31 protein-coding genes are annotated in these 24,356 nt (G+C 39.2%); 11 read left to right on the top strand and 20 right to left on the bottom strand.

Features of this window, described 5'->3' with window-relative positions:
• Positions 1-118: 118 nt before the first annotated feature.
• From C5N92_RS08405 to C5N92_RS08380, 6 genes are all read right to left on the bottom strand, one after another.
• A complete protein-coding gene (locus C5N92_RS08405) occupies positions 119-868 on the bottom strand; it encodes an SDR family oxidoreductase (RefSeq protein WP_111750406.1) in 750 nt (249 codons plus the stop codon).
• A 199-nt stretch (positions 869-1,067) separates the two neighbouring features.
• Positions 1,068-1,523 (bottom strand): YcgN family cysteine cluster protein, encoded by a 456-nt coding sequence (locus C5N92_RS08400; RefSeq protein ID WP_111750405.1) that lies wholly within the window; start codon positions 1,521-1,523, stop codon positions 1,068-1,070.
• Positions 1,523-1,843, bottom strand: a complete 321-nt coding sequence (locus C5N92_RS08395) for a heavy metal-binding domain-containing protein (RefSeq protein ID WP_111750404.1) — start codon at positions 1,841-1,843, stop codon at positions 1,523-1,525. The genes C5N92_RS08400 and C5N92_RS08395 overlap by 1 nt, the downstream gene beginning before the upstream one ends.
• A gap of 7 nt (positions 1,844-1,850) precedes the next feature.
• The gene (gene rdgB, locus C5N92_RS08390; RefSeq protein WP_111750403.1) at positions 1,851-2,444 is read right to left on the bottom strand and encodes an RdgB/HAM1 family non-canonical purine NTP pyrophosphatase; all 594 of its coding nucleotides are present in this window, start codon (positions 2,442-2,444) and stop codon (positions 1,851-1,853) included.
• Positions 2,445-2,564: 120 nt separating this feature from the next.
• Entirely contained in the window at positions 2,565-3,500 is a 936-nt protein-coding gene (locus tag C5N92_RS08385) for a Kdo(2)-lipid IV(A) acyltransferase (RefSeq protein WP_111750402.1), read from the bottom strand.
• On the bottom strand, positions 3,500-3,814 hold the full coding sequence (locus tag C5N92_RS08380; RefSeq protein WP_111750401.1) for a DUF4298 domain-containing protein: 315 nt from the start codon (positions 3,812-3,814) through the stop codon (positions 3,500-3,502). Before C5N92_RS08380 ends, C5N92_RS08385 begins: the two co-directional genes overlap by 1 nt.
• Positions 3,815-3,986: 172 nt before the next feature.
• On the opposite strand from C5N92_RS08380, the gene hpf reads away from it, so the two are divergent.
• Positions 3,987-4,313: a ribosome hibernation-promoting factor, HPF/YfiA family gene (gene hpf, locus C5N92_RS08375; RefSeq protein ID WP_111750400.1), complete on the top strand. Its 327-nt coding sequence runs from the start codon at positions 3,987-3,989 to the stop codon at positions 4,311-4,313.
• Positions 4,314-4,354: 41 nt separating this feature from the next.
• Here the strand turns inward: hpf and truA are convergent, their stop codons facing one another.
• Together truA and folE are read right to left on the bottom strand one after the other, a co-directional pair.
• A complete protein-coding gene (gene truA, locus C5N92_RS08370; RefSeq protein WP_111750399.1) occupies positions 4,355-5,140 on the bottom strand; it encodes a tRNA pseudouridine(38-40) synthase TruA in 786 nt (261 codons plus the stop codon).
• A 30-nt stretch (positions 5,141-5,170) separates the two neighbouring features.
• Positions 5,171-5,827, bottom strand: a complete 657-nt coding sequence (gene folE / locus C5N92_RS08365) for a GTP cyclohydrolase I FolE (RefSeq protein ID WP_111750398.1) — start codon at positions 5,825-5,827, stop codon at positions 5,171-5,173.
• 118 nt (positions 5,828-5,945) lie between these two features.
• On the opposite strand from folE, the gene C5N92_RS08360 reads away from it, so the two are divergent.
• A complete protein-coding gene (locus tag C5N92_RS08360) occupies positions 5,946-6,647 on the top strand; it encodes a 3-deoxy-D-manno-octulosonic acid kinase (protein WP_111750397.1) in 702 nt (233 codons plus the stop codon).
• A 47-nt stretch (positions 6,648-6,694) separates the two neighbouring features.
• On the opposite strand, the gene metQ is transcribed toward C5N92_RS08360, so the two are convergent.
• From metQ to trpCF, 6 genes are all read right to left on the bottom strand, one after another.
• Positions 6,695-7,486: a methionine ABC transporter substrate-binding lipoprotein MetQ gene (gene metQ, locus C5N92_RS08355; protein ID WP_111750396.1), complete on the bottom strand. Its 792-nt coding sequence runs from the start codon at positions 7,484-7,486 to the stop codon at positions 6,695-6,697.
• A gap of 68 nt (positions 7,487-7,554) precedes the next feature.
• Positions 7,555-8,385: a MetQ/NlpA family ABC transporter substrate-binding protein gene (locus C5N92_RS08350; RefSeq protein WP_111750395.1), complete on the bottom strand. Its 831-nt coding sequence runs from the start codon at positions 8,383-8,385 to the stop codon at positions 7,555-7,557.
• 101 nt (positions 8,386-8,486) lie between these two features.
• A complete protein-coding gene (locus C5N92_RS08345) occupies positions 8,487-9,320 on the bottom strand; it encodes a MetQ/NlpA family lipoprotein (RefSeq protein ID WP_111750394.1) in 834 nt (277 codons plus the stop codon).
• A 148-nt stretch (positions 9,321-9,468) separates the two neighbouring features.
• On the bottom strand, positions 9,469-10,146 hold the full coding sequence (locus C5N92_RS08340) for a methionine ABC transporter permease (RefSeq protein WP_111750393.1): 678 nt from the start codon (positions 10,144-10,146) through the stop codon (positions 9,469-9,471).
• Positions 10,136-11,170, bottom strand: coding sequence for a methionine ABC transporter ATP-binding protein MetN (metN, locus tag C5N92_RS08335; protein ID WP_111750392.1), 1,035 nt, complete (start codon positions 11,168-11,170; stop codon positions 10,136-10,138). Before metN ends, C5N92_RS08340 begins: the two co-directional genes overlap by 11 nt.
• Positions 11,171-11,335: 165 nt before the next feature.
• The gene (gene trpCF, locus C5N92_RS08330; RefSeq protein ID WP_111750391.1) at positions 11,336-12,724 is read right to left on the bottom strand and encodes a bifunctional indole-3-glycerol-phosphate synthase TrpC/phosphoribosylanthranilate isomerase TrpF; all 1,389 of its coding nucleotides are present in this window, start codon (positions 12,722-12,724) and stop codon (positions 11,336-11,338) included.
• A gap of 58 nt (positions 12,725-12,782) precedes the next feature.
• On the opposite strand from trpCF, the gene C5N92_RS08325 reads away from it, so the two are divergent.
• Genes C5N92_RS08325 through C5N92_RS08310 form a run of 4 tightly spaced genes read left to right on the top strand, consistent with a single transcriptional unit; the run spans position 12,783 to position 14,468 of the window.
• The gene (locus C5N92_RS08325) at positions 12,783-13,094 is read left to right on the top strand and encodes a YqcC family protein (protein WP_111750390.1); all 312 of its coding nucleotides are present in this window, start codon (positions 12,783-12,785) and stop codon (positions 13,092-13,094) included.
• Positions 13,094-13,822 carry a tRNA pseudouridine(65) synthase TruC gene (gene truC, locus C5N92_RS08320; RefSeq protein WP_111750389.1) on the top strand — a complete coding sequence of 243 codons (729 nt, stop codon included), beginning with the start codon at positions 13,094-13,096 and terminating at the stop codon, positions 13,820-13,822. The genes C5N92_RS08325 and truC overlap by 1 nt, the downstream gene beginning before the upstream one ends.
• Positions 13,823-13,839: 17 nt before the next feature.
• Entirely contained in the window at positions 13,840-13,995 is a 156-nt protein-coding gene (locus C5N92_RS08315; RefSeq protein ID WP_111750388.1) for a YoaH family protein, read from the top strand.
• Entirely contained in the window at positions 13,995-14,468 is a 474-nt protein-coding gene (locus C5N92_RS08310; protein WP_111750387.1) for a pseudouridine synthase, read from the top strand. Before C5N92_RS08315 ends, C5N92_RS08310 begins: the two co-directional genes overlap by 1 nt.
• A gap of 85 nt (positions 14,469-14,553) precedes the next feature.
• Here C5N92_RS08310 and C5N92_RS08305 read toward each other — a convergent pair whose 3' ends face one another.
• The 5 genes from C5N92_RS08305 to corC all read right to left on the bottom strand — a co-directional run bounded on the left by C5N92_RS08305 (position 14,554) and on the right by corC (position 19,216).
• The gene (locus C5N92_RS08305) at positions 14,554-15,399 is read right to left on the bottom strand and encodes a CYTH domain-containing protein (RefSeq protein ID WP_111750386.1); all 846 of its coding nucleotides are present in this window, start codon (positions 15,397-15,399) and stop codon (positions 14,554-14,556) included.
• Between the two features lie 61 nt (positions 15,400-15,460).
• Positions 15,461-16,072 (bottom strand): sigma-E factor negative regulatory protein, encoded by a 612-nt coding sequence (locus C5N92_RS08300; protein ID WP_111750385.1) that lies wholly within the window; start codon positions 16,070-16,072, stop codon positions 15,461-15,463.
• Between the two features lie 18 nt (positions 16,073-16,090).
• Positions 16,091-16,669 (bottom strand): RNA polymerase sigma factor RpoE, encoded by a 579-nt coding sequence (rpoE, locus tag C5N92_RS08295; RefSeq protein ID WP_111750384.1) that lies wholly within the window; start codon positions 16,667-16,669, stop codon positions 16,091-16,093.
• Between the two features lie 133 nt (positions 16,670-16,802).
• Positions 16,803-18,335, bottom strand: a complete 1,533-nt coding sequence (lnt, locus tag C5N92_RS08290) for an apolipoprotein N-acyltransferase (RefSeq protein ID WP_111750383.1) — start codon at positions 18,333-18,335, stop codon at positions 16,803-16,805.
• On the bottom strand, positions 18,332-19,216 hold the full coding sequence (gene corC, locus C5N92_RS08285) for a CNNM family magnesium/cobalt transport protein CorC (protein ID WP_111750382.1): 885 nt from the start codon (positions 19,214-19,216) through the stop codon (positions 18,332-18,334). The genes lnt and corC overlap by 4 nt, the downstream gene beginning before the upstream one ends.
• Before the next feature lie 157 nt (positions 19,217-19,373).
• Here corC and C5N92_RS08280 point away from each other — a divergent pair, with 157 nt between their 5' ends.
• The 3 genes from C5N92_RS08280 to serS all read left to right on the top strand — a co-directional run bounded on the left by C5N92_RS08280 (position 19,374) and on the right by serS (position 21,995).
• Positions 19,374-20,018 carry a curli polymerization inhibitor CsgI-related protein gene (locus tag C5N92_RS08280; protein WP_111750381.1) on the top strand — a complete coding sequence of 215 codons (645 nt, stop codon included), beginning with the start codon at positions 19,374-19,376 and terminating at the stop codon, positions 20,016-20,018.
• A gap of 139 nt (positions 20,019-20,157) precedes the next feature.
• Positions 20,158-20,637 carry an SsrA-binding protein SmpB gene (gene smpB, locus C5N92_RS08275; RefSeq protein WP_005712359.1) on the top strand — a complete coding sequence of 160 codons (480 nt, stop codon included), beginning with the start codon at positions 20,158-20,160 and terminating at the stop codon, positions 20,635-20,637.
• 53 nt (positions 20,638-20,690) lie between these two features.
• Positions 20,691-21,995 (top strand): serine--tRNA ligase, encoded by a 1,305-nt coding sequence (serS, locus tag C5N92_RS08270; protein ID WP_111750380.1) that lies wholly within the window; start codon positions 20,691-20,693, stop codon positions 21,993-21,995.
• Positions 21,996-22,057: 62 nt separating this feature from the next.
• Here serS and C5N92_RS08265 read toward each other — a convergent pair whose 3' ends face one another.
• Entirely contained in the window at positions 22,058-22,288 is a 231-nt protein-coding gene (locus tag C5N92_RS08265; protein WP_111750379.1) for a YgjV family protein, read from the bottom strand.
• 186 nt (positions 22,289-22,474) lie between these two features.
• On the opposite strand from C5N92_RS08265, the gene C5N92_RS08260 reads away from it, so the two are divergent.
• A complete protein-coding gene (locus C5N92_RS08260; protein WP_111750378.1) occupies positions 22,475-23,407 on the top strand; it encodes an ABC transporter permease in 933 nt (310 codons plus the stop codon).
• Between the two features lie 2 nt (positions 23,408-23,409).
• Entirely contained in the window at positions 23,410-24,207 is a 798-nt protein-coding gene (locus tag C5N92_RS08255) for an ABC transporter ATP-binding protein (RefSeq protein WP_111750377.1), read from the top strand.
• Positions 24,208-24,356: the final 149 nt, after the last annotated feature.

The raw sequence follows: 24,356 nt of genomic DNA, 5'->3' as shown, positions 1-24,356 counted from the left end.
AATATGCTTGAAGTGTACTATTAAACTAGTACAAAAGAAAGTATTCTGTAAAATGTTTTAGAAAAGTAACCGCTTGCATATCTACAAGCGGTCTGATTTGAGGGATTTTTTGCAAAAACTAACTTCTTGCCACCGATAACGGCGCAAAACTTTGTGCTACAGGCATCACTTCAATACGATTAATATTGACATGCGGTGGCTGTTGATTCAGCCATAATACGATTTCCGCAATATCTTCTGGTGTGACAAATTGTACATTCTCATACACTTTTGCCGCTTTTTCGTCATCGCCTTTAAAACGCACATTGGAAAACTCCGTACCGCCACATAAGCCCGGTTCAACATTGCTGACCCGAATTGCCGTCCCCGCCAAGTCTGCCCGTAAATTCAAACTAAACTGTTTGACAAAAGCTTTTGTTCCACCATAGACATTCCCGCCTGGGTAAGCATAACTGCCTGCAATCGAACCTAAATTGATAATATGCCCCACATTACGTGCAACCATTTCAGGTAAAATCAACCGTGTGACGGTAACTAAGCCTTTGATATTGGTATCAATCATCTGATACCAATCATTCAAGTCAGTTTTATGTGCAGGCTCTAAACCAAGCGCCAAACCTGCATTATTGACCAATAAATCCACTTGTTGCCAACCTTCAGGGCGATTATTCAACACTTCAGTCGTTTGTTCTGCATTGCTCACATCAAAGGCAAGGGGAAGAAAATGTTCACCTAATTCAGCTTTCAACGCCTGTAAACGTTCAAGTCGTCTACCTGTGCCAATCACTTTATAACCTGCTTGGATTAAGGTTTTGCAAATCGCCAAGCCAAAACCTGACGTTGCACCTGTTACTAATGCGGTTTTCATATTTTTCTCCTGACTTGAAATTATTATTGAACTTGATAATACAAGCGCTCTGATTTTGCAAAAATTACATGTAGGGGCGGGGTTTATCCCCGCCCAGAATAACACCAATATTTAACGGGTGGGGATAAACCCCACCCCTACGAATTCTTTTAAGTTTTGTGCAATAATGCCGAAAATTTTGCTGAATCAGACCGCTTGTTCACGTTTCATCAATCACAAACTCAAACCAATCAATCACATCCTTTTCATGAACACCGTTGGGGATTAACACGCCAGCATTTTTAACGGAATTTGGATCTTGTGAGATTAATGGATGCCAATCAAACAACGGCTTACCTTCATATAATAGGCGATAAGCGCAGGTTTTAGGTAGCCAGCTGAAATCGGGTAAGTTCTTTTTCGTGAGCTTGGTGCAATCTTTTTCGATCTTAAAACGGTTGGGATAATTGGTGCATCGCCCTGTTTCTACATCAAGTAAGTTGCAAGCCACACGGGTGTAATAAAGCCGTTCCCGCTTGCCTCGCCCTTGAATATATTTGCGATAACAACACTGACCACAGCCGTCGCACAACGCTTCCCACTCAGCTTCGTTCATTTCAAGTAGCGATTTGGTTTGCCAAAAAAGCGGTGCGATTTCAGGATTTTTTTGCAACATTAACGAATCACAACCGCAGTGCCGGTTGCCACGACGATAAACATACCTTTATCACCGCCCATCGATTGATATTCCATAGAGACACCAACCACTGCATTTGCACCGACTTTTTTTGCTTCTTTTTCTAATTCTTCCAAGGCTTCTTTTCTCGCACTATTTAGTTTGCTTTCATAAGCACCTGAACGTCCACCAATCACATCGGTAATGCTGGCTAAAAAATCACGAATAAAATTCGCACCTGAAACGACTTCGCCAAAAACTAAGCCTTTGTACTCAACGATTTGGTGATTTTCAATAGTCGGTGTAGTAGTAATAATCATAAGATTCCTATTTCAATTGTTGTTTTAAGGATTGTAACGCAATGGCACGGTGAGAGATTTTTTTCTTCTCGACCGTTTCTAACTCTGCAAAAGTGCAATTTTTTGGCTGATAGAAAAACAGTGGATCGTAGCCAAAGCCGTTTGAACCTCGCTCTTCACGCAAAATTTGTCCGTAACATTCGCCTAATGCAATTTTGGGGGTTGGATCCGTTGGGTGCTGTAACATCACGATACAACTCACAAATTTCGCACGACGATCTTCATCCGCCACATTTTCTAACGCTTTAACCAGTTTTTGACGGTTCGCCGCATCATCACCCTCTACGCCTGCGTAACGTGCTGAATAAAGCCCCGGTTCTCCGCCTAATACGTCAACCGCCAAGCCTGAGTCATCGGCAATCGCAGGTAAACCTGTCATTTGTGCGGCATAGCGCGCTTTGATTAATGCATTTTCCACGAAAGTTAAGCCGGTTTCTTCAGGGCTTTGAATGCCAAATTCACTTTGAGCAATCACTTCAAAGCCAAATTCTGCTAAGACATCCGCCATTTCTTTCACTTTGCCTTGATTACCTGTCGCAAGGACGATTTTGGTTTTGTTCATTTGTTTTCCTCATTTGCAAAATTTTTATCAAATCCGACCGCTTGTTTACCCTCTCTCTGCTCAAAATAGCCTTACGCTATTTTGAGCTGTCTCTCTCCCGTAAACGGGAGAGAGAAAACATTAGTATAAACACGGATCGCTCTCATTGGGTCTCGTTTTAAAGCGTCTATGCAACCACATATATTGACTTTGGGCTTGCATAATTTCAGCTTCGACTACTTTATTCATTAGGGCTGCCGTATCCACATCATTTTCACAGTGACTAAAATCAACCTGCGGGCTGATTTTCACAGTGTAGCCAGAAAAGTCTTCGTTTCGCATTGGCGTAAACGGTACGACGATACTGTTTGGTGCAGAGCGCAACAACATTCTCGTACCTGCCGTAGTACAAGCTTCTTGTACAGCAAAAAACGGCACAAATACGCTATTTTTACGACCATAATCATGATCAGGAGCATACCAAATGGTTTCTCCTGCCCGTAATACTTTGATCATACCACGCAGATCTTTACGATCTAACATCGCTTTATTCGAACGAACACGACCACGGAATTGAATCCAATCCAATAACGGATTATCGTTCGGACGGTAAACACCAATACCTTGATGATGAAGTCCTACAATCCTTGCGCCGAGTTCAAGGGTTAAAAAATGCACGCCAACAAAGATAATACCAGTCCCAACAGGCTGATTTTTCAAATGCTCCAATCCTTCAATTTTCGACCATTTGAGAATACGTTTGTCTGACCAAAACCATGCCATGCCTGTTTCAATAATCGCCATACCGACAGATTCTGCATTTTTCGTCAGAATCTCATCAATTTTGGCTTGAGAGTAATCAGGAAAGCAAAGTTCCAAGTTACGTCTAGCAATCCGCATACGGCGTTTTCCAAAGCCTAAGTGAGTAAAAAGCTTACCTAGGCCTTTACCTATTTTCACTAAAATAGGATAAGGTAACGCTAAAATTAACTTGAAAATACCAAGCCCAAGCCATAATCCCCAATACTTTGGATGTAAAAAATCCCGTTGGAAAGGGGGAAGTTGTTTTTCTATCATTATCTGGTTTCCATTGATTTTACCGATAGGCGAATCCACTCCAGTGCGATTTCACGATGTGCGATAGATAAATTATAAATAGCATCTTCGCTTAACACACCACGAGGTATTTCTGGTGGAATTTCCCCTTGCTCATCTGCATTATAATCTGCTTGCCACTCTTCATCATAATAATAATTTTCTAATGCTTTAATCTGTGGCAACAAGCTGTTCCAAGCTTGCTGAAGCTCCACCATTTTATCAATTAAATCGTTAGCTTGATTTAAAATTTGTTCCATCTGTTGAATTTTTATTAAGCGATGTTCTAATAACATAATATCTCCTAAAATATCGTCGGAATTATAGTCAAAAACAATTTAAAAGTGTTAAGTAGATCAAATTTTTGAGTTTTACTTGATTTCAGGGGTTGAAATTTTGGAGTGAAAGGCATAAGTTGAAGTCATCCAATCAATCGACCAATATGGTCTTAACAAAGAGGTAAATGCTATGACAATCAATATTTCAAGCAAACAAATGGAAGTAACTCCTGCAATTCGTACACACATTGAGGAGCGTTTGGCGAAACTGAATAAATGGCAAACTCAGCTCATTAACCCACATTTTATTATTCATAAATTACCAAATGGTTATGAAGTTGAGGCATCTATTGGTACACCTGTTGGCGATTTATTTGCAAAAGCACACGACGAAGATCTCTATAAAGCGATTAATGAAGTTGAAACAAAACTTGAAACTCAATTAAATAAACAGAAACATAAAGGCGAAGCGCGTCGCGCAGACGATAGCATCAAAAAAGCCAACGAAAGTTTATAAATCACATGAAAAGGGGCGTTTTAAACGCCCCAATTTGTTTTCTAATCTTTAAGAAAGAGTGGACCTAGTCTGCTTTTAGGAATCCCAAACTGTTCAGGATAAATAACATCAACTAAATAAAGCCCTTCTGCTTTCGCCGTGGGGGCCGCCAAGGTTCTATCTTTTTGATCTAACAGCCATTTGATCCACTCCGTTGGCTGTTTTCCTTGCCCAACTTCAATTAAACTTCCCACAATATTTCTAACCATATGATGCACAAAGGCATTCGCCTGAATATCCACGATAATATAATCTCGCTCTCGAGTTACATTAAGATGATGAACATTGCGCCATGGAGTATGTGATTGGCATTGTGCCGCACGAAATGAGCTAAAATCATTTTCACCAAGCAGAAACTGCCCTGCTTGGTGCATTTTTTCATGATCCAATGGATGATAATAGTGAGAAACACCTTTAGGCAAAATCGCTGAACGCAATTTGTGGTTATAAATAATGTAGCGATAACGACGAGCAGTGGCACTAAAACGAGCATGAAAATCTTCGCTGACTTCCACCGCCCATTTTACCGCAATATCATCAGGCAAATGGGTGTTAGTACCAAAGCACCAACTTTGTAACGGACGGTTAGATACTGTTTCAAAATGCACGACTTGCCCTGTGCCATGCACGCCAGCATCAGTTCGTCCTGCACAAAACACTTCACAAGGCGAATTAGCGATAATTGATAACGCTTCTTCCAGTTTCTGTTGAACGGAATCAACATTCTGCTGACGTTGCCAGCCAAAGTAGCGACTGCCATCATACTCAATACCAAGGGCGATTTTCATGCAAAAAATTCCTTAAATCTGACCGCTTGTTTACTTGCTGATGAGTGATAAAAACTCTTTACGAGTATCTCTATCTTGTAAGAATACGCCGCCAAAAGCCGATGTCATCGTTTGGCTATGGGTATCTTTTACGCCACGGCATTTCACGCAGAAGTGAGTTGCTTTGACATAAACTGCCACATCTTCTGTCTCTAAGATTGTTTGGAATGCAGTTAAAATCTGTTCAGTAAAACGTTCTTGCACCTGTGGACGTTGGGCAAAGAATTGCACCACTCGATTAATTTTCGATAAACCAATCACCCAATCTTTTGGGTAGTACGCTACGGCAACTTTGCCATCAATGGTGACAAAATGGTGTTCACACGTACTGGTTAAGGTAATATCATCGACCAACACCATTTCACTCACCTTCATCTGATTCTTGATTTTGGTGATTTTAGGGAAGGTTTCATAATCAAGTCCGCTAAAAATTTCATCCACATACATTTTAGCGAGACGATGTGGCGTCTCTTCAAGGCTGTCATCACGCAAATCTAAGCCGAGAAGTTCCAACACTGAGCGCATATGTTGCTGGATTTCACTGCGACGAGTGTCTTTATCTTTTTGGTGGTCAACTGTTGGGGTTTCAATCCCCTTTGCAAGAAGGGCTTCACGCACGCTTTGGGCTTCTGGAGAGATGTTGCTCATTGATATTCCTCTAAAATTTTAAGCGGAAGATTCTACCAAATTGCCTTAAAAAAACAACGCAATCAATAAAAATAGTGTAGAATCATTCGCAATTACATCAGAAAGAGAATAATAAAATATGTATTATCATTTTAATGAAAAAATTGTCTCATCCGTTCAACAAGCTTTTGTTAAACAGATATTAAATTGCAAAGATTTTAGTCAATCTGACCGCTTGTTAGGCTCATCTAAAGGGAGAGGCACCACTTGGTTTTTAAAGACTGAACAAGAACTAGGCGTAAATAGTGTGTTGCGCCATTATTACCGCGGTGGACTATTTGGTAAGGTGATTAAAGATCACTATTTTTTCCAAGGCAACAAAAATACTCGAGCGATGCTTGAGTTTCGTTTACTTGAACAACTCTCTCAATGGCATCTTCCTGTACCTAGACCAATTGCAATCAAAATCCAACGTAATCTCTGTTTTTATCAAGCGGATATTTTGTTAGAAAAAATTGCAAATACCCAAGATTTAAGCCAGATTTTACAAAATCAGCCATTATCATCTGAACAATATCAGCACATTGGCAAATTAATTCGTCAGCTACACGACCATCAAGTCCATCACTCCGATCTGAATATTCATAATATTCTGCTGGATAAACAAGGCAAGTTTTGGCTGATTGATTTTGATAAATGCCAAATTCAGCAAAACGATGAATGGAAACAAGGAAATTTAGATCGTTTGCTTCGATCTTTCAATAAAGAAACAGAACGTTTAAACATTCAATTTCAACAAAATGATTGGGATATGCTCTTAAAAGGATATCATTCAATCTAAAAGATAAGAGTGAATAACTTTCGCTATTCACTCTTATTTTTAGTCAATTACCAACCTTTCACCATAGCACCTTTAAAAACTTCATTTGCTTTGTTGAATACTTCTTCAGATTGATAGGCTTTAACGAAATCTTTCACGATTTCTTTGTCTTTATTATCTTCACGAGCCACAATTAAATTCACATAAGGTGAATTTTTGTCTTCAACGAAAATACCATCTTTCGTTGGCGTTAAGCCGATTTGACCTGCGTAAGTCGTATTGATAATAGAAAATGCAACATCATCAAGCGTACGTGGCAGTAATGGCGCTTCTACTTCTTGAATATCTAGATTTTTTGGATTTTCAACAATATCAACACGGGTAGAAAGCAAGTTGGTATTATCCTTTAATTTAATTAAGCCTTGTTTTTCAAGCAAAATTAATGCACGACCTAAGTTAGTTGGGTCATTTGGTACAGCAATCTTTTCACCGCCTTGTAACTCATTGATCGATTTAATTTTCTTAGAATATGCGGCAATTGGATAAACAAACGTATTGCCAACAGGGGTTAATTTGTAACCTTTGTCTGCAATTTGTTTATCTAAATAAGGCTTGTGTTGGAAAGCGTTAACATCTAAATCGCCTTTATTCAACGCTTCATTTGGGGAGGCGTAATCGGTGAAAATCACTAATTCAAGATCACGATTGTATTTCTCTTTCGCTACTTTAGCAGCGACTTCCATCACTTCATGCTCTGGGCCTGAAATAACGCCTACTTTTAATACTTCTTTTTTCTCATTACAAGCGGTTAAAACCAATGCTGAAACAACCGCAAGACCTAATAATTTTTTAAAGCTCATCTTTGTCTCCTAAATAAAAAGGAGAGCAGATAGTGCCATTGCACTATACTTCTCTCCATTTTGCCTAATTACCAGCCTTTTACCACGCCGCCGTTAAATAATTTTAACGCTTCTTGGTAAACTTCTTCTGTTTGGAATGCTTTTACGAAAGTTTGTAAACGCTCGTCACCTTTGTTGTCTTCACGGCTGACGATTAAGTTTACATATGGAGAATCTTTTGATTCCACAATCACGCCATCTTTATCTGGACTTAAACCTGCTTGACCTGCGTAGGTGTTATTGATGATCGCTAAATCCACGTCATCTAATGCACGTGTTAACAATGACGTTTCAACTTGAGTGATTTTGATGTTTTTTGGATTTTCGATAATGTCATTCTCTGTTGAGAACACATTTTTCGGATCTTTTAATTTTAATAAGCCGTGTGCTTGAAGTAATAATAATGCACGAGCGGTGTTACTTGCATTATTTGGAATCGCAACAGTCGCACCGTCAGGTAACTCAGCGATATTTTTAATTTTCTTAGAGTATGCTGCAATTGGCCATACGAAAGTATTGCCGATCACCGCCATTTTATAGCCACGGTCTTTACTCTCTTGCTCTAAATAAGGCACCGTTTGGAATGCGTTAGCATCTAGATCTTTTGCATGTAACGCTGCATTTGGCTGTGTGTATTCCGTAAACTGAACTAATTGTACATCTAAGCCATATTTTTCTTTTGCGATTTTAACCGCCACTTCCGTCATTTGCGCTTCTGGACCAGTCATTACACCAATTTTTAATGGCGCAACAGGTTTTGCTGGCTCAGTAGGTGCTGCAGTTGCCGCTTTTTCTTCTTTACAACCTGTTAATGCAAGTGCAGAAACAAGGGCTAATCCTAATAGTTTTTTGAAGTTCATGTTTGCATCCTTAATAGTTTTAATGATACAAGCGGTTACTTTCTAGTAAAAATCTGCAAATCTTTATGTAAATCGCACCGCTTGTAGAAAGTAGAAATAAATTACCAGCCTTTTACCACGCCATCTTTGAAGTGTTTTTGTGCTTCTTGGAACACTTCTTCCGTTTGATAAGCTTTCACAAAGTTTTGTACCGCTTCGCTTGCTTGGTTATCTTTGCGAGCAACGATTAAATTTACATAAGGTGAATCTTTATCTTCAACAAACACACCATGTTCTGTAGTATTTAAGCCAACTTGACCTGCATAAGTATTGTTCACAACCGCTAAATCAACATCGTCTAACGCTTTCGCTGCAACTGATGTATCCACTTCTTGAATTTTTAAGTTTTTCGGATTTTCAACGATATCTAAAGAAGTCGAGAATAAGTTTGTGTTGTCTTTTAATTTAATTAAACCTTGTTTTTCTAAAAGAATTAATGCACGCGCAAGGTTACTTGGGTCGTTCGGTACAGCTACAACAGCACTGTCTTGTAACTCACTCACATTTTTAATTTTTTTAGAATAACCTGCTAATGGATACACAAAGGTATTACCCACAATAACTAGATTATCTAAACCTTTAGACGCAGAGTCTTTGTCTAAATAAGGCTTATGTTGCATTGCATTTACATCTAAATCGCCTTTGCTTACTGCAGTATTTGGTAAGGCATAATCATTAAATAAAACAAACTCAACATCTAAACCGTATTTCTCTTTTGCAACCTGAGCTGCTTTCTCTGCAACGGTATGTTCAGGGCCTGACATCACGCCTACTTTGATTTTTTGTGTTTGTGCTGCTGGAGCTACCGCAGATGTTTCTGCTTTTTTCTCTTCTTTACAGCCAGTTAATGCCAAGGCAGAAACGACGGCTAAGCCTAGTAATTTTTTGAAGTTCATAGGAAGTCCTCTTAAAGTGATATATACAAACTGATTCTCTTAGTACGGTATAGCCGTACTAGGTTAGCCATAAGTCAGCTCCTTCGGAGCTGATAGACATAAAAAACACCTTTTTGATGATTATTTATACATAAAACATCAACAATCTTTAACGATGATCGTAACGTTTAGCGAGATTGTCGCCGATTTTTTGGCTAATCATCACAATCGCCACGATAATAATCGTTGCGATCCATTTTACATAGACCATATTACGATGTTCACCGTAGCTGATCGCAAGGTTACCCAAGCCACCGCCACCAACAGCGCCCGCCATTGCCGAGTAGCCGATAAGTGCAACAAGGGTTAAGGTGATACCGTTGATTAGAATTGGTAACGACTCTGGTAGATAAAATTTTGAGACCACTTGCCAATTCGTCGCCCCCATGGATTTTGCTGCTTCAGTTAAACCACTTGGGATTTCTAGTAACGCATTTGATGTTAAACGAGCAAAAAATGGAATCGCTGAAACGCTTAATGGCACAATCGCCGCCGTGGTACCTAATGTGGTTCCAACCAATAAACGCGTAAATGGCAATAACACCACAAGCAAAATAATAAACGGCACAGAACGACCAATATTGATCACCACATCAAGCACTTGGTGTAAGCCTTTATGCTCTAAAATTTCGCCTTTGCCTGTTAAAAACGCCACAAAACCGATTGGCATACCAACTAATACGGCTAATGCCGTTGCCACAAAGCCCATATATAAGGTTTCTAATGTGGACATTGCCACCAACTCCCACATTTTAGGAGTAAGTTCATTGATAAAATCATTCCACATAGCCCAATACCTCAACTTTCACATTGTTATCAATTAAATAGAATTTTGCTTCCGCAATCGAATCGTGATCGCCTTCGACTTCGGCAATCACAAAACCAAATTTCACCCCGCCTGCATAATCAATTTGTGACATTAAGATACTGAAATCAATGCTAAATTTCTTCGATGCGTGAGAAAGCAACGGCGCATCCACAGAACGCCCTGTAAACTCAAATTTAATAATTGGCTTACTGTTTGGTGTTTGATGTGGTGAAAGCTGATCCATATACTCTTGTGGTAATTCGATATGGAATGTGGATTGAATAAAACGTTGCGCCAATTCTGTTTTAGGATTGGAAAAAATCTCACTGACCGAACCGCTTTCAACAAGCTGACCTTTATCAATCACCGCCACACGATCACAAATGCGTTTTACCACTTCCATTTCGTGCGTAATTAATAAAATGGTTAAGCCTAAACGTTTATTAATATCTTTTAATAATTGTAAGATTGACTGTGTTGTCGCAGGATCTAATGCGCTAGTTGCTTCATCACACAACAACACTTGCGGATCGTTAGCAAGCGCACGCGCAATCGCCACACGCTGTTTTTGACCGCCAGAAAGATTGCTCGGATAAACATCGTGTTTATCCGACAAACCGACAAGCTCAAGCAATTCACTCACTTTACGCTGAATTTGATCTTTCGGCGTATGGTTTAATTCAAGGGATAACGCCACGTTTTCAAAAACTGTGCGTGATGAAAGTAAATTGAAATGTTGGAAGATCATACTAATCTTACGGCGTGCAAGATTTAGATCTTTCTCTGAAAGCGTTGTTAAATCTTTGCCATCAACAATCACCTGCCCCATCGTTGGGCGTTCTAATAAATTCACGCAACGAATCAAGGTACTTTTACCCGCACCCGATGCACCAATCACGCCGTAAATTGTCCCCTTCGGCACTTCAAGATTAACGTTATCAAGGGCAGTAATTTTTTTACCCTTAACGTCGAACTGTTTGCTGATATTTTTCAGCTGAATCATATTCTCTATCCACACTTTATTAAAAATTAATAATCTTGGCTATTTTAGACGTCTAGATTGCTATGTCAATTCACAAAATGAAATTTTTTATGCAAAAATTGCATAACGATATTAATTCTCTTCATAAAAAAGAAAGTAGGTTGGGCATCATCCCCAACCTACTTGTTAACATTTCGCTATTCTCTCAAACACTAACCTAATTTTCTCAGCATCCTTCACACCTTTCGCTGATTCCACGCCTGAGTTGAGATCAACACCTAAACAGCCTTGTTTCAAGGCGTTATCAATATTATCCAAGCCGATTCCACCCGCTAAGAGTGCTTTGGCTTTAATTTCATTTGGAATCAATGACCAATCAAACGCTTCGCCCGAACCGCCTTGTTTGCTGTCTAAAACGTAGCGATGAACAAGCGGGTTCTGCTTAAATTGTGTCTGTGAATTGACGGAAATCGCTTTCCAAATTTGAATTTTGCCGTCGAATTTTTCAGCCAATTCGGCAATATAAGCCTCATCTTCTGCGCCGTGTAACTGCACGGCAAACAACTCAAGCTGTTTTGCAATTTTTTCGACAAAACTGACCGCTTGATCTTGGAAAACACCCACAAAACGCAATGGCGCTTGCACGACAAGCTCTTGCGCTTGGCGTAACGATAAGGCTCTTGGTGATTTTTCTGCGAAAATCAATCCGCCATATAATGCGCCGTTCTGATATACCGCTTGCACATCTTGCGGACGGGTTAACCCGCAGACTTTATTCTCGCCATACACCACCGTTCGCACGGCATTATTTAAATCCGCCTTACCCATTAAGCTACTGCCAATCAAAAAGCCGTGAGCAAAAGGTTTAATCTGTTGAACTTGTTTGTGATCGTAAATGCCCGATTCGCTGATTAAACGGGTTTCTGTAGGAATCTGCGCTTGGTATTTTTGCACAAGTTGCACAATGCGATTCATATCAATGGATAAATCGTGCAAATTGCGGTTATTCACGCCGATAATTTTGGCTTTCAAGGCTAATGCTCGCTCAAATTCCGCTTCGTTGCTGGTTTCCGTCAAGACACCCATACCCAACGAATGCGCCAGCTCGCTTAATTGACGATAGGTTTCATCGTCCACCACCGATAACATCAACAAAATCGCATCGGCTTGATGATAACGAGCCAAATACACTTGATAAGGCGAAATCATAAAATCCTTACACAATACAGGTTGTTCAACCTGTTGGCGAACCTGATTGATATAGGCAAAATCCCCTTGGAAATATTGTTCATCGGTCAACACCGAAATCGCTGTGGCATAATTTTTATAAACTTGAGCAATCGCATCTAAATCAAAATCGGCTCGAATTAAACCTTTTGAAGGTGAAGCTTTCTTGCATTCCAAAATGTAAGCGGGTAGTTCGTGCGAACTTTTTGCAAATGCGTGATAAAAATCTCGATCACTTGGAGTAAGCTGATGTTGAAATTCAGATAACGGAAAGGCTTTTTCTTTTTGCTCGACCCAACGCGCTTTATCTTGAACAATCTTCTGAAGAATGGTAGGTTGATTTTGCATATTTTGTCCTTATATATGGGCAATTCGTTTTTATGGACAGAACAATAAAGGACAGCTAATGAAAACACAAGTAAAACAACATTTAAATGATCTTGAAATTGCGCTTCGGTTGCACGATTTATGGGAGATGACCCCGCCGTCTGAAGAAGCACTGGCAAATGATGAGCCGTTTTGTGTCAGCACGCTTTCAGCAACTCAATGGCTACAATGGATTTTCTTACCTAGAATGCACGCTTTGTTAGATGCCAACGCCGAATTGCCCCGCAATTTTGCCGTGTCGCCTTATTTGGAAGAAGCGTTAAAAGATTTGGATTATCTCCATGCGTTGCATACGCCGTTAGTAAAACTAGAAACCTTATTGAAAAGCTAATGGAACTTGAAATTCTTTACCGTGATGATGAGCTGATTGCGATTAACAAACCTGCGGGAATGTTGGTACACCGCAGTTGGCTCGACAAACATGAAACCGTGTTCGCCATGCAGACCTTGCGAGATCAAATTGGTCAACACGTTTTCCCAATTCACCGCCTTGATCGTCCGACATCAGGCGTATTGCTCTTTGCGCTAAACAGCGACATGGCTCGTACCATGAGTTTGTTATTTGAACAACATCAAGTACAAAAAAGCTATCTTGCGATAGTGCGTGGTTACTTGATAGGGGAAGAGCGGATTGATTACCCGCTGAAAGTTCAGCTAGACAAAATTGCCGATAAATTTTCTCAAGAAAAAGAAGCGCAGGAAGCGATTACCGATTATAAAGGCTTAGCCACAGTAGAAATGCCTTATCCCGCAGGGAAATTCCAAACAGCTCGTTACAGCCTTGTGCAACTTTTCCCAAAGACAGGCAGAAAACATCAATTGCGTCGCCACATGAAGCATCTGTTTCACCCCATTATGGGCGATACCAACTATGGCGACTTACACCAAAACCGTGCTTTAACGGCAAATACAGGCTGTGACAGATTATTTCTCCATTCCAATTCTTTGCAATTTATTCACCCGAAAACATTGCAAAAAATTGCGATAAACGCACCGCTTGATGCTCAATGGAAAACACTTTTTACACAATTTAATTGGAACTTTACTGAATTTTATTAGACTTAAAGAGGTTCGAAATGGATAATACGTTATTGAGTTTAACTCATGAACAGCAACAACAAGCCGTTGAAAAAATTCAACAACTTATGCAACAAGGTATCAGTAGCGGAGAGGCAATAGCCATTGTCGCTCAACAATTGCGTGATGCTCATCAACAATCAGAGGAAAAATGATGAAAAAATATTTTGCACTCACTATGGCACTTGTATCGGTAACAGCCGTAGCAAATACAAACAAACCAGTAAATAGCCATACTGCAGAACAAAAACCACCTATGATGGTATTAACTACTGTAGATGTAAGTGGAAAAGTAATGAAACCGTTAAATAGCCGTGTTTATTCTCTTAGCAAAGCCAAAACTGAACTTTGTTGGGAAGTCTTTAATATTCCATTTATTGCTAAAAATAGAATTACAGAAGTTTTCGATACTCCAGATACGGCAAAATTTACAACTACAGATTCATCTATTGTTAGTAGTAATGATAATAAAACACATACTATTATTACCTATCAACCATCTATTAATAATGAGCTCATTAGAAGATGTTGGAAGTTTGATAAAACAGATCCGTTGGGAACATATAAACTTACTCTTCAGGTTAATGATGTCACATTCCCAACACAGACATTTAGCGTAGTGAAGTAATTAAAAAAGAGATATTATGTAATAGTTACACAAAAACGTGAAAATAAGAAAGATTTTATCTACCATCTTATTTTCACGTTTTTTATTAGCAAAACATTCTTATTTTCGTTAAATTCCAAAGTAAATAATGTTTACTTGACAAATAATTAAGAATATTTTCAGGAAGATCTACTTCGTGAATATTTCTATATTGGCTAATTATTTTATCGTTATTTGGTTCAAGTCGAATAAAATCAGCTAACTGTTGTCCAAATTGATATTTCTCGAAATTAGAATAATGAGCTATATTACAAGCGGTTAATTTATCTATTTCTTTTGCAATTTTATGTGGCTGCCCAACTAAATAGCCACGTTGTGCTTTACTAAGGCTACTAAACCACATGCCATCTTCTTTAGGCAATTCATCTAAAAAAGCAAGTAAGTCTACTAAATTTCCTTCTTTTAATTCAAACTCCAATTCACAAATAACATCTTCGCCAAAAGGATTTTTAATCACGCCTCTATCTAATGCAATTTCAATTTTTGATTTCTGAAAATCAACTAACCATTTTTCTCTCGTAAAATCAGTACTAAATATTGCCTGTAAATGAGATTGTAGCTGTTCTACATTCTCAATGTTTAAATTAAAATGTGAAACCAATTTTTTAAGATCTGGCGTTGAATTTTCTAAAGGTAAATTATATTCTGGTCTTATGTGTAACCCGCCCGTAATTTCGCCTTTTGTTTTTAAGGTTAATTCAAATTGCTGATTTTTGTTTCTTACTCTCAATCCCATTTGATTACGTTGAAAATAACCATCTAGAGAATCATAATATGTATTCCCTAATATTTCTTTCTCGTGAGAAAGAATATTCTGAGTATTTATCCATGCTTTAATAGTAGAAATATTTTTCTCTTCAAGCATAATTTTTAATTCAATTTCTTTTTCCATTTTTAACCTTTTATAAAAAAGAAAAAGCCTATCATTTGATAGGCTAATTCATTTAATCATATTATTGATTGTTCTGAGGTGCTACATTTTGTACAGGAGCTTGGGATGTTTGCGCTTTCTGTTTCTCTTCTTCAGTTAAAGTCACGTTTCCCACATGTGTACGACGTTGCAATTCATGATTTTGTAATAATTCATTAATACGACGCTGTTGGTACTCTAGCTGTTCTGCCGTTGGCTGATCTTTAGACGGCGCATTATAGCTCACAGGTTGAACAGAGTTCGTGAAAGGTAATGTTTGTAACACAGGTTGCTCCGCTTGTGCAACTTCATCATTACCGTTCATCATATTTACCCCTAATACAACGGATAAGCAAACCGATGCGGCAATCCCAGCTTGCATAATTGGAGTACTCCAACGTTTTAGTTTTAAGAGCAAGCCTTTCGGTTTTTCTTCTGTCTTAGCAGTTTCCATTTCTTCATTTTCAAGTAAAGCCGCCATTTTCGCTGAAAAATCGCTACCCAAAATCTGCTCTTCGCCACGCATCACGCTACGAATAGTATGATAGTTTGCCCACGTTTGTTGTAACTCAGCACTGTTGCATAAAGTTTCAGCGAAATTATCGCTTTCTTTATGTCCGTCCATATAGGCGGAAAGTGTTTCTTTATGTTGCATAGATAGCTCCAAGGATGTTTAAATTTGTTGCATAAGCGGACCAACTTTTGCGTCAATCGCTTCTCTTGCTCTAAAAATTCGAGAACGAACTGTACCGACGGGACATTGCATTGCTTCTGCAATTTCTTCATAACTTAAACCTTCTAATTCACGCAAGGTGATCGCAGTTTTAAGCTCGTCAGGTAAACTTTCTATGGTATCAAATACCACACGTTTTAATTCTTCGGATAACACCAAATTTTCTGGCGTATCTGCTTCACGTAACTGAATACCGCTGTCATAACTTTCTGCATCTTCAGCTAAAATATCTTCTTTTGGCGGTCTTCTACCTAAAGCAGTTAAATGATTTTTTGCTGTGTTTACAGCAATTCGATAAAGCCACGTATAAAAAGCACTTTCCCCACGGAAAGAGTTCAATGAACGATAAGCTTTAATAAAAGATTCTTGTACAATATCAGGAATATCGTCTCTTGCGACATAGCGAGTAAGCAATCCTGCTACTCTATTTTGATAACGCACGACGAGTAAATTAAACGCTCTCTTATCACCATTCTGTGCACGTTCAACCAATTCCTGATCGGTTATTTGCTCACTCATCGCTTTGCGTTCTCCTAACTTCTACGCTGTTTTTATTTTTTTCTAATGCACGCTCGTTAGTGCGTGGAAAAATGGAAAAGTTCATATAAATAATTTAATTGAATAAAATTTAGACCGAAATTTACAAAAATAGCTATTTTTTAGTAACACGAAAGCGTTGTAATGCCATCGCAACCAGTAAAATTATGCCACAGATTCCATAAAGTAACCAATTACCAAATTGAGCAAACAACGTCTGCCCTTTCATGATAGGAACTGAAGCCGTTAGGGTTGTTGCTTCAAATTGTGGTGCTTGTGCAGTGACTTTGCCATAAGCATCAACAAAGGCTGTTATCCCCGTATTCGTGGCTCGAATTAATGGTTTTCCTAATTCTAAAGCTCGCATTCTCGCCATTTGGAAATGCTGCCATGGACCTTGGCTTGCGCCAAACCAAGCATCATTTGAGATCGTCAATAAATAATCGGCTTGCTGTGCTTGCTGATTTTGTTGCACTTGATGCGTAAAAATAATTTCATAACAAATCGCCATATTAAAACGATAATTTGCGGCAACCAACGCGGGTTGAATAAAATCACCTTGAGATAAATTAATTGGCAACACAAAAACATCACGCATCCAATCTAATAAATCGCCAAATGGCACATATTCGCCAAAAGGCACTAAATGATGTTTATTGTAACGTGGCGATTGTGCAATCGAATAAGGCAGTGCTTTATTGCCTAATACCGTCGCACTATTGAATAATCCATGTTGAGATTGATGTAATGTGCCAATAATCACTTCACTGCCAACTTGCTCGCCAACCCGTTGGAGCTGTTGCATTAATGGCTCAATTTGCTCTTCCAAAGCGGGAATAGCAGATTCAGGCAAAATAATCACTTGATATTTACCTAAAACAGATTGAATCAACTGCTCGTAAGTGCTTACGGTATAATTAAAATGGGCAGGATCCCATTTCATTTTCTGTTCAATATTCCCTTGCACCAAGGCGACCGATACAGGCGCTTTATCTTTATCAACGGCGATAAAGTTCAGATATTTTGTCGCAAAAGCGAGTACTAATACGACAATAAGTGATGCACTACAAGCGGTGAGATGTTGTGATTTATTTGCAAATCCACGTAAAATCAGCACCAAATAACCACTCACCACCATCACAAAGAAAGTTAAGCCTTCTACGCCAAAAATAGTCGCAAGATTGGCAAATGGGCTATCAATCTGGCTATACCCGAATTGTAACCAAGGGAAGCCCGTAAACACCACGCCACGCAAATATTCCGTAAAGGTGAAAATGACCGCCCACACCCAAGGACTTGTCGCTCTAAAACGCTGAATAAAATAAGCGAAAAGTAAAGGATAAAGGGCAAGATAGCCCGCTAACAATAAAACAGCGAGATAACTCACCATTTCTGGCACACCGCCAAATTGGGTCATGCTTATTTGAACCCAATTTACGCCAACGGCAAAGTAGCTCACTGCCCAAAGAAAACTGCCCCAAAGTGCTTGTTTTTTCTCTGTTGATGTAGCAAGCCAAATCAGCCCTGCTGCCGATAAAAAGGCAACAATCCAATAGTCAAACGGGGAATAAGCTAATGTGCCTATTCCCCCTGAAATGATTGCCACTAAACAAGCGGTTAGATTGGATGATTTTTTTGCAATACTCATTCGCTATTTTTCTCTTGAGCCATTAATTCCAACTGTTCATCACTTACTGTAACTCGTAATTGAATCAATCGACGGCTATCTGCTGATGTCACTTTAAACATCATTCCACCTAATTCAATTTCTTCACCACGTTTAGGCAGATGACCAAAGGCTTGCATCACCAAACCACCGACCGTATCGACTTCCTCATCATCAAAACTGATCGCAAATTGCTGATTAAAACGTTCTATATCTGTTAAAGCAAGGACTGCATACGTATGTTGTGATAATTGACGAATCGGCTCCACTTCTTCTTCGTCAAACTCATCTTCAATATCGCCCACAATCTGTTCTAAAATATCTTCAATGGTCACTAAACCCGAGACAGCACCAAATTCATCTACCACAATTGCCATGTGAAAACGCTCCGAACGGAACTCTTTTAGCATTCTATCCACACGTTTACTTTCAGGCACAATCACGGCAGGACGCAAAATCGCTTCCATATTAAACGGCTCTGAATCCGTACGGAGATATTTCAATAAATCTTTCGCTAACAAAATCCCTTCGATCGTATCTTTACCACCACGAATCACTGGGAAACGAGAGTGTGCTGATTCGACAATCAAATCCACACAAGCATCTAACGGCTGCTCTGCATCAATAAAGATAATCTGCGGACGTGGGATCATAATATCCCTGACTCTCAATGAAGAGATTTCCATTACTCCTTCGATCATCTCTTTTGTGTCTGAATCAATTAACTCATTTTCAGCCGAGTCACGAATCACTTCCACCAAATCTTCTCGATTTTTAGGCTCTTGCTGAAATAATCCGCCAAATATTGATTTTAAAAAGGATTTCTTATCTTGCGTCTGCGCACTTTGCTGTTCATCACTCATTTTATGTACTCATATACAAATAAATCAGGCGAAAATTACCATACTTCAAATAAAAAATCGACAAAGATTGAAGATTCTCACTTTCTATTTACAAAAATTTAGCATAGGATATGCGAGTTTTTACCCCAAATACCCATTCCCTTTTAGGAGATTATTTATGAAATTAGGTAAAATTACACTTGCTATTGCTACATTTACTTTAGGTATCACTAGCGCTTCTGCTGGTACTCTCACCACTTCATCCAATGTGAATATTTTGGCATTTGATGGACAAAAAGTGAAAAAAAATACGGTATTGCAAATCAATGACACCCAACAACACCAAGTCGTTGTCGAAGTTTCAAGTATTTATCAATCAGGTTCAGACAACCAATTCTATGAATCTGCGCCCCTTGTAGTAACCTTCGCGGGGAGTCAAGAAAATATCCAAATCATCGCACCTACACTACGTAACGATCTAGAAGTGGAAAAATTCAAAAAATCTCCAACCTTTAAAATTCAAACCGCATCAGGACAAGCACTTGAGTACAAACAAGATGAATTAAAAGGCGAAGGTTTTATGCCGAATGCAAATATTGTAGATAACCTTGCAACTTACAATACAGGAAATGGTGTTGCTGCAGTAAAATCCCTTGCTGTCACAGCAATGCCTATTGCTATTGCTGGTGGCTCAAATAAAGTAGCTAAAGGCAAAGTGATGGTTCAAGGCGAAAATATCGCAGAACAACAATTACAATATTGGTTCCAACAAGCTGACAAAGAAACGCAAAAACGCTTCTTAGATTGGGCGAAAAAGCAGTAATATCAAACAAAGCACCTTCGTTTAGAAAACAAGGTGCTTTTTCTTTATATTCTTCCTTTCTAAATTACACTCGCCATCATTCAAAACTGCTTTAATTTAAGGTACAATCTCACTAATTTTTTCAATTAAAAATAGCATTATGAGCAAAAAACCAAAAGTAGCTTCTAATACCATTGCATTAAATAAACGTGCTCGACATGAATATTTTATCGAAGAAGAGATAGAAGCTGGCTTAGAATTACAAGGCTGGGAAGTCAAATCTCTACGTGCAGGTAAAGCAAATATCGGTGATAGCTATGTTACCTTTCGTAATGGCGAGGCTTTTCTATTTGGCGGAACCATTACACCATTAAATGTGGCTTCGACCCATATTGTATGCGACCCAACTCGTACCCGTAAGTTATTGTTAAATAAACGAGAATTAGATACCCTTTACGGCAAAGTGAGCCGTGATGGGTTTACCGTTGTAGCACTTTCGCTCTACTGGAAAAATGCATGGGCGAAAGTCAAAATTGGCTTAGCCAAAGGGAAAAAACTGCACGATAAACGTGAAGATATTAAAGACCGTGAATGGCAAGTGGCTAAACAGCGGATTATGAAAAATGCAAACCGTGGGTAATACAAGCGGTAAGATTTCAATAATATTTTGCAAAATAGAAAAAGGACAACAAAATGATCGATCAAAACCTTTTGCGTACTAACCTTGATGAAGTCGCACAGATTTTAAAACTTAAACGTAACTTTACCCTTGATGTCGCTCGTGTGACTAGCCTTGAAGAACAACGTAAAGCGTTGCAAGTGAAAGCGGAAAATCTTCAAGCAGAACGTAACGCACGTTCTAAAAATATCGGCGCGGCAAAAGCCCGTGGCGAAGATATTTCGGCATTGCTTGCGGAAGTAGACTCAATGGGTAACGAATTAGACTCGGCAAAAATCGAATTAGACAAAGTGCAAGCAGAAATCCGTGAGTTACTGTTAAACATTCCAAACTTACCGGCAGACGAAGTGCCATTAGGCAAAGATGACAGCGAAAACCTTGAAGTTTCTCGTTGGGGTACGCCACGCCAATTCGATTTTGAAATTAAAGACCACGTTACCTTAGGTGAAAACTTAGGTGGATTAGATTTCCCTGCAGGCGTGAAATTAACGGGCAGCCGTTTCGTGGTGATGAAAAGCGGTATCGCTCGCTTACACCGTGCTTTATCACAATTTATGTTGGATTTACACACCGAACAACACGGCTATGTGGAAACCTATGTGCCGTACCTTGTAAACCACGACACCCTTTATGGCACAGGTCAATTGCCAAAATTTGGCGAAGATCTGTTCCACACCCAGCCTCTTGAAGGACAAGATCCTAATGCAGTGCAAAAACCTTACGCCTTAATTCCAACGGCGGAAGTGCCTGTCACCAACCTTGTACGTGATGAAATTTTAGACGAAGAAACATTGCCGTTGAAATATACCGCTCACACCCCTTGTTTCCGCTCTGAAGCAGGTTCTTACGGTCGTGATACTCGTGGCTTAATTCGTATGCACCAATTCGACAAAGTGGAAATGGTACAAATCGTTGCCCCTGAAAAATCCATGGAAGCCCTTGAAGAATTAACAGGACACGCGGAAAAAGTGTTGCAGTTGCTCAATCTTCCATACCGCAAAATGTTGCTCTGCTCTGGTGATATGGGCTTTGGCTCAAGCAAAACTTACGATTTAGAAGTTTGGCTACCAGCACAAAATACCTACCGTGAAATCTCATCTTGCTCAAATATGTGGGATTTCCAAGCTCGCCGTATGCAAGCTCGTTGCAAAGCCAAAGGTGATAAGAAAACTCGCCTTGTTCACACCCTAAACGGTTCAGGCTTAGCCGTTGGACGTACCTTAGTGGCGGTGCTTGAAAACTATCAAAACGCTGATGGTTCAATTACCGTACCTGATGTATTAAAACCATATATGGGTGGGATTGAAATTATTAAATAAATTTCTCTCCTAGAAAAATGGCTAACTCACCGAGTTAGCCATTTTTGATCTGCTCTAATTTACTAAGCCATCACTTTTTCTTTCTGAAAACTTTTCCAAATATAATAGCCATTCACACAAACAACAAAAATGTTTAAACCTGTTACAGGAAAAGAGCTAATTAAGATGCCATAAATCACAAAACAAATTGCGCCAAGCGCGTTAACTAAACGCAACTTGATCACATCTTTTAATAAAAATGAGCCTGCAACTAAAATCATTGCCACATAACCTAAAATTTCAATACTATCCATTTTGTCATCCTCTTATAAATAATGAATGCTCTTATTTTACCTAGACTTTTTTTACTTGTCGGCAAGTCTTTGAAACGCAAAGGTTTGCGTGAAAAAACTTTACAAAACAATAGAAATTTCACTGCTTTTTTATAAGAAATAGGGTACAATTCGCAACATAGTTGTACTAGTAAAGTAGTATTTTAAATGGAAACCTTACTTCAATTTTTAAGTGAATATCTCACTCACATTACTTGGATTGGCGCTTTAGAACTTGGACTCATTTATGCGCTAGTTGCTCTTGGCGTACTTATTTCTTACAAAATCCTTGATTTCCCTGATTTAACTGCCGATGGCAGTTTTCCTTTAGGTGGCGGTGTTTGTGTTCTCTGTATTTTAAACAGTGTCGATCCTTGGCTTGCCACAATTTTTGGTATGTTTGCTGGAGCTATGGCGGGGATGATTACTGCAAGCTTGCATATTGGTTTTAAAATTGAAAAACTGCTCGCCAGTATTTTGATGATGATTGCACTCTATTCAATTAATCTACGCATTATGGGCAAACCGAATGTCTCTTTACTTGGCGATCCAACCGTTTATGACAGTATCACCGCACAAGATGATCTTCAGCTAGCGATTGTACGTTTATTGATTGCTGTTTTTGTGGTAATTATCGCGAAGCTACTGTTTGATCTCTTTTTTGCAACCCAAGTCGGCTTAGCAGTACGAGCAACAGGGACGAATCCACGTATGGCAAAAGCACAAGGGATTGCAATTAATAAAATGACCTTGCTCGGTATGGCAATTTCCAATGGTTTAATTGCCCTTGCTGGCGCGTTGTATGTACAAAGTAACGGCGGTTTTGATATTTCTATCGGCGTAGGTACGATTGTGATTGGCTTAGCAGCAGTGATTATTGGAGAAGCCATTTTCTCAGCTAAACGGATCATTTGGCTGACCTTTGCTGTGATTATTGGCTCCATTCTCTACCGTTTCTTTATCGCGATTGCCTTAAATAATGAAACATTAAACGGCATTGGTTTTGGTCCGCAAGATCTTAATTTAATTACCGCATTGTTGGTGGTTGCCGTACTTGCGCTACCTAAATTCAAACACAAACTTAAAGTGAAAAGGGGTTAATAATGATTGAACTGAACAACTTATTTATCACCTTTAACAAAGGTACTGTGATTGAAAACCCTGTTCTGCGTGGATTAAGCCTGAATGTCGCAGAAGGCGAATTTGTCTCTGTTATCGGCAGTAACGGCGCAGGAAAATCAACCCTACTCAATGCAATCAGCGGAGACTACCCGATTGATGCTGGTGAAATTTTTATCCAAGGCAAAGAAGTGAGTAACACAACAAGCTGGCAACGTGCAAACCTTGTTGCTCGGGTGTTTCAAGACCCTATGGCTGGAACCTGTGAATCCTTAACGATTGAAGAAAATATGGCACTTGCCTATCAACGTGGACGTAAACGTGGCTTAGGCTTTGCCTTAAATCGCCAACGTAGAGAACTATTTAAAGAGAAACTCGCTTTACTCGGATTAGGCTTAGAAAACCGTCTTACCGACCAAATGGGCAGACTATCAGGCGGACAACGCCAAGCGGTGAGTTTGTTGATGGCATCGTTACAACCATCAAACATTTTACTGTTAGATGAACATACCGCCGCCCTTGACCCAAAAACGACAGCTTTTGTATTAGAACTCACCAATAAAATCGTGCGAGAGCAAAAACTCACTACCTTAATGGTCACCCACTCCATGCGCCAAGCTCTCGATTATGGCGATAGAACCGTGATGTTACACCAAGGGCAAGTCGCCTTTGATGTGGCAGGAGAAGAACGCAAGCGGATGGATGTGCCTGATTTATTGCATTTATTTGAAAAAAACCGCCACGAACAACTTAGTGATGACGGTTTATTGCTAGAAAGCTAAAATAATAGCTCTATGAGAAATTAATTCTATCATTTCGATTAGTAGCATAATTAAGCTCAGCCTAATTCTTTAGGCATAGTAGACAAAATTGTTGCTGAACCGTCAAAAACTATGCCATGTGGACAAAATTGTTGCTAATGTTTATTTTT

The sequence above is a fragment of the Glaesserella australis genome (assembly GCF_003260095.1).
In the GTDB taxonomy this organism is placed as follows: domain Bacteria; phylum Pseudomonadota; class Gammaproteobacteria; order Enterobacterales; family Pasteurellaceae; genus Glaesserella; species Glaesserella australis.
The sequence above is the reverse complement of the archived record's forward strand: the minus strand, read 5'-3'. Positions and strand labels throughout refer to the sequence as shown.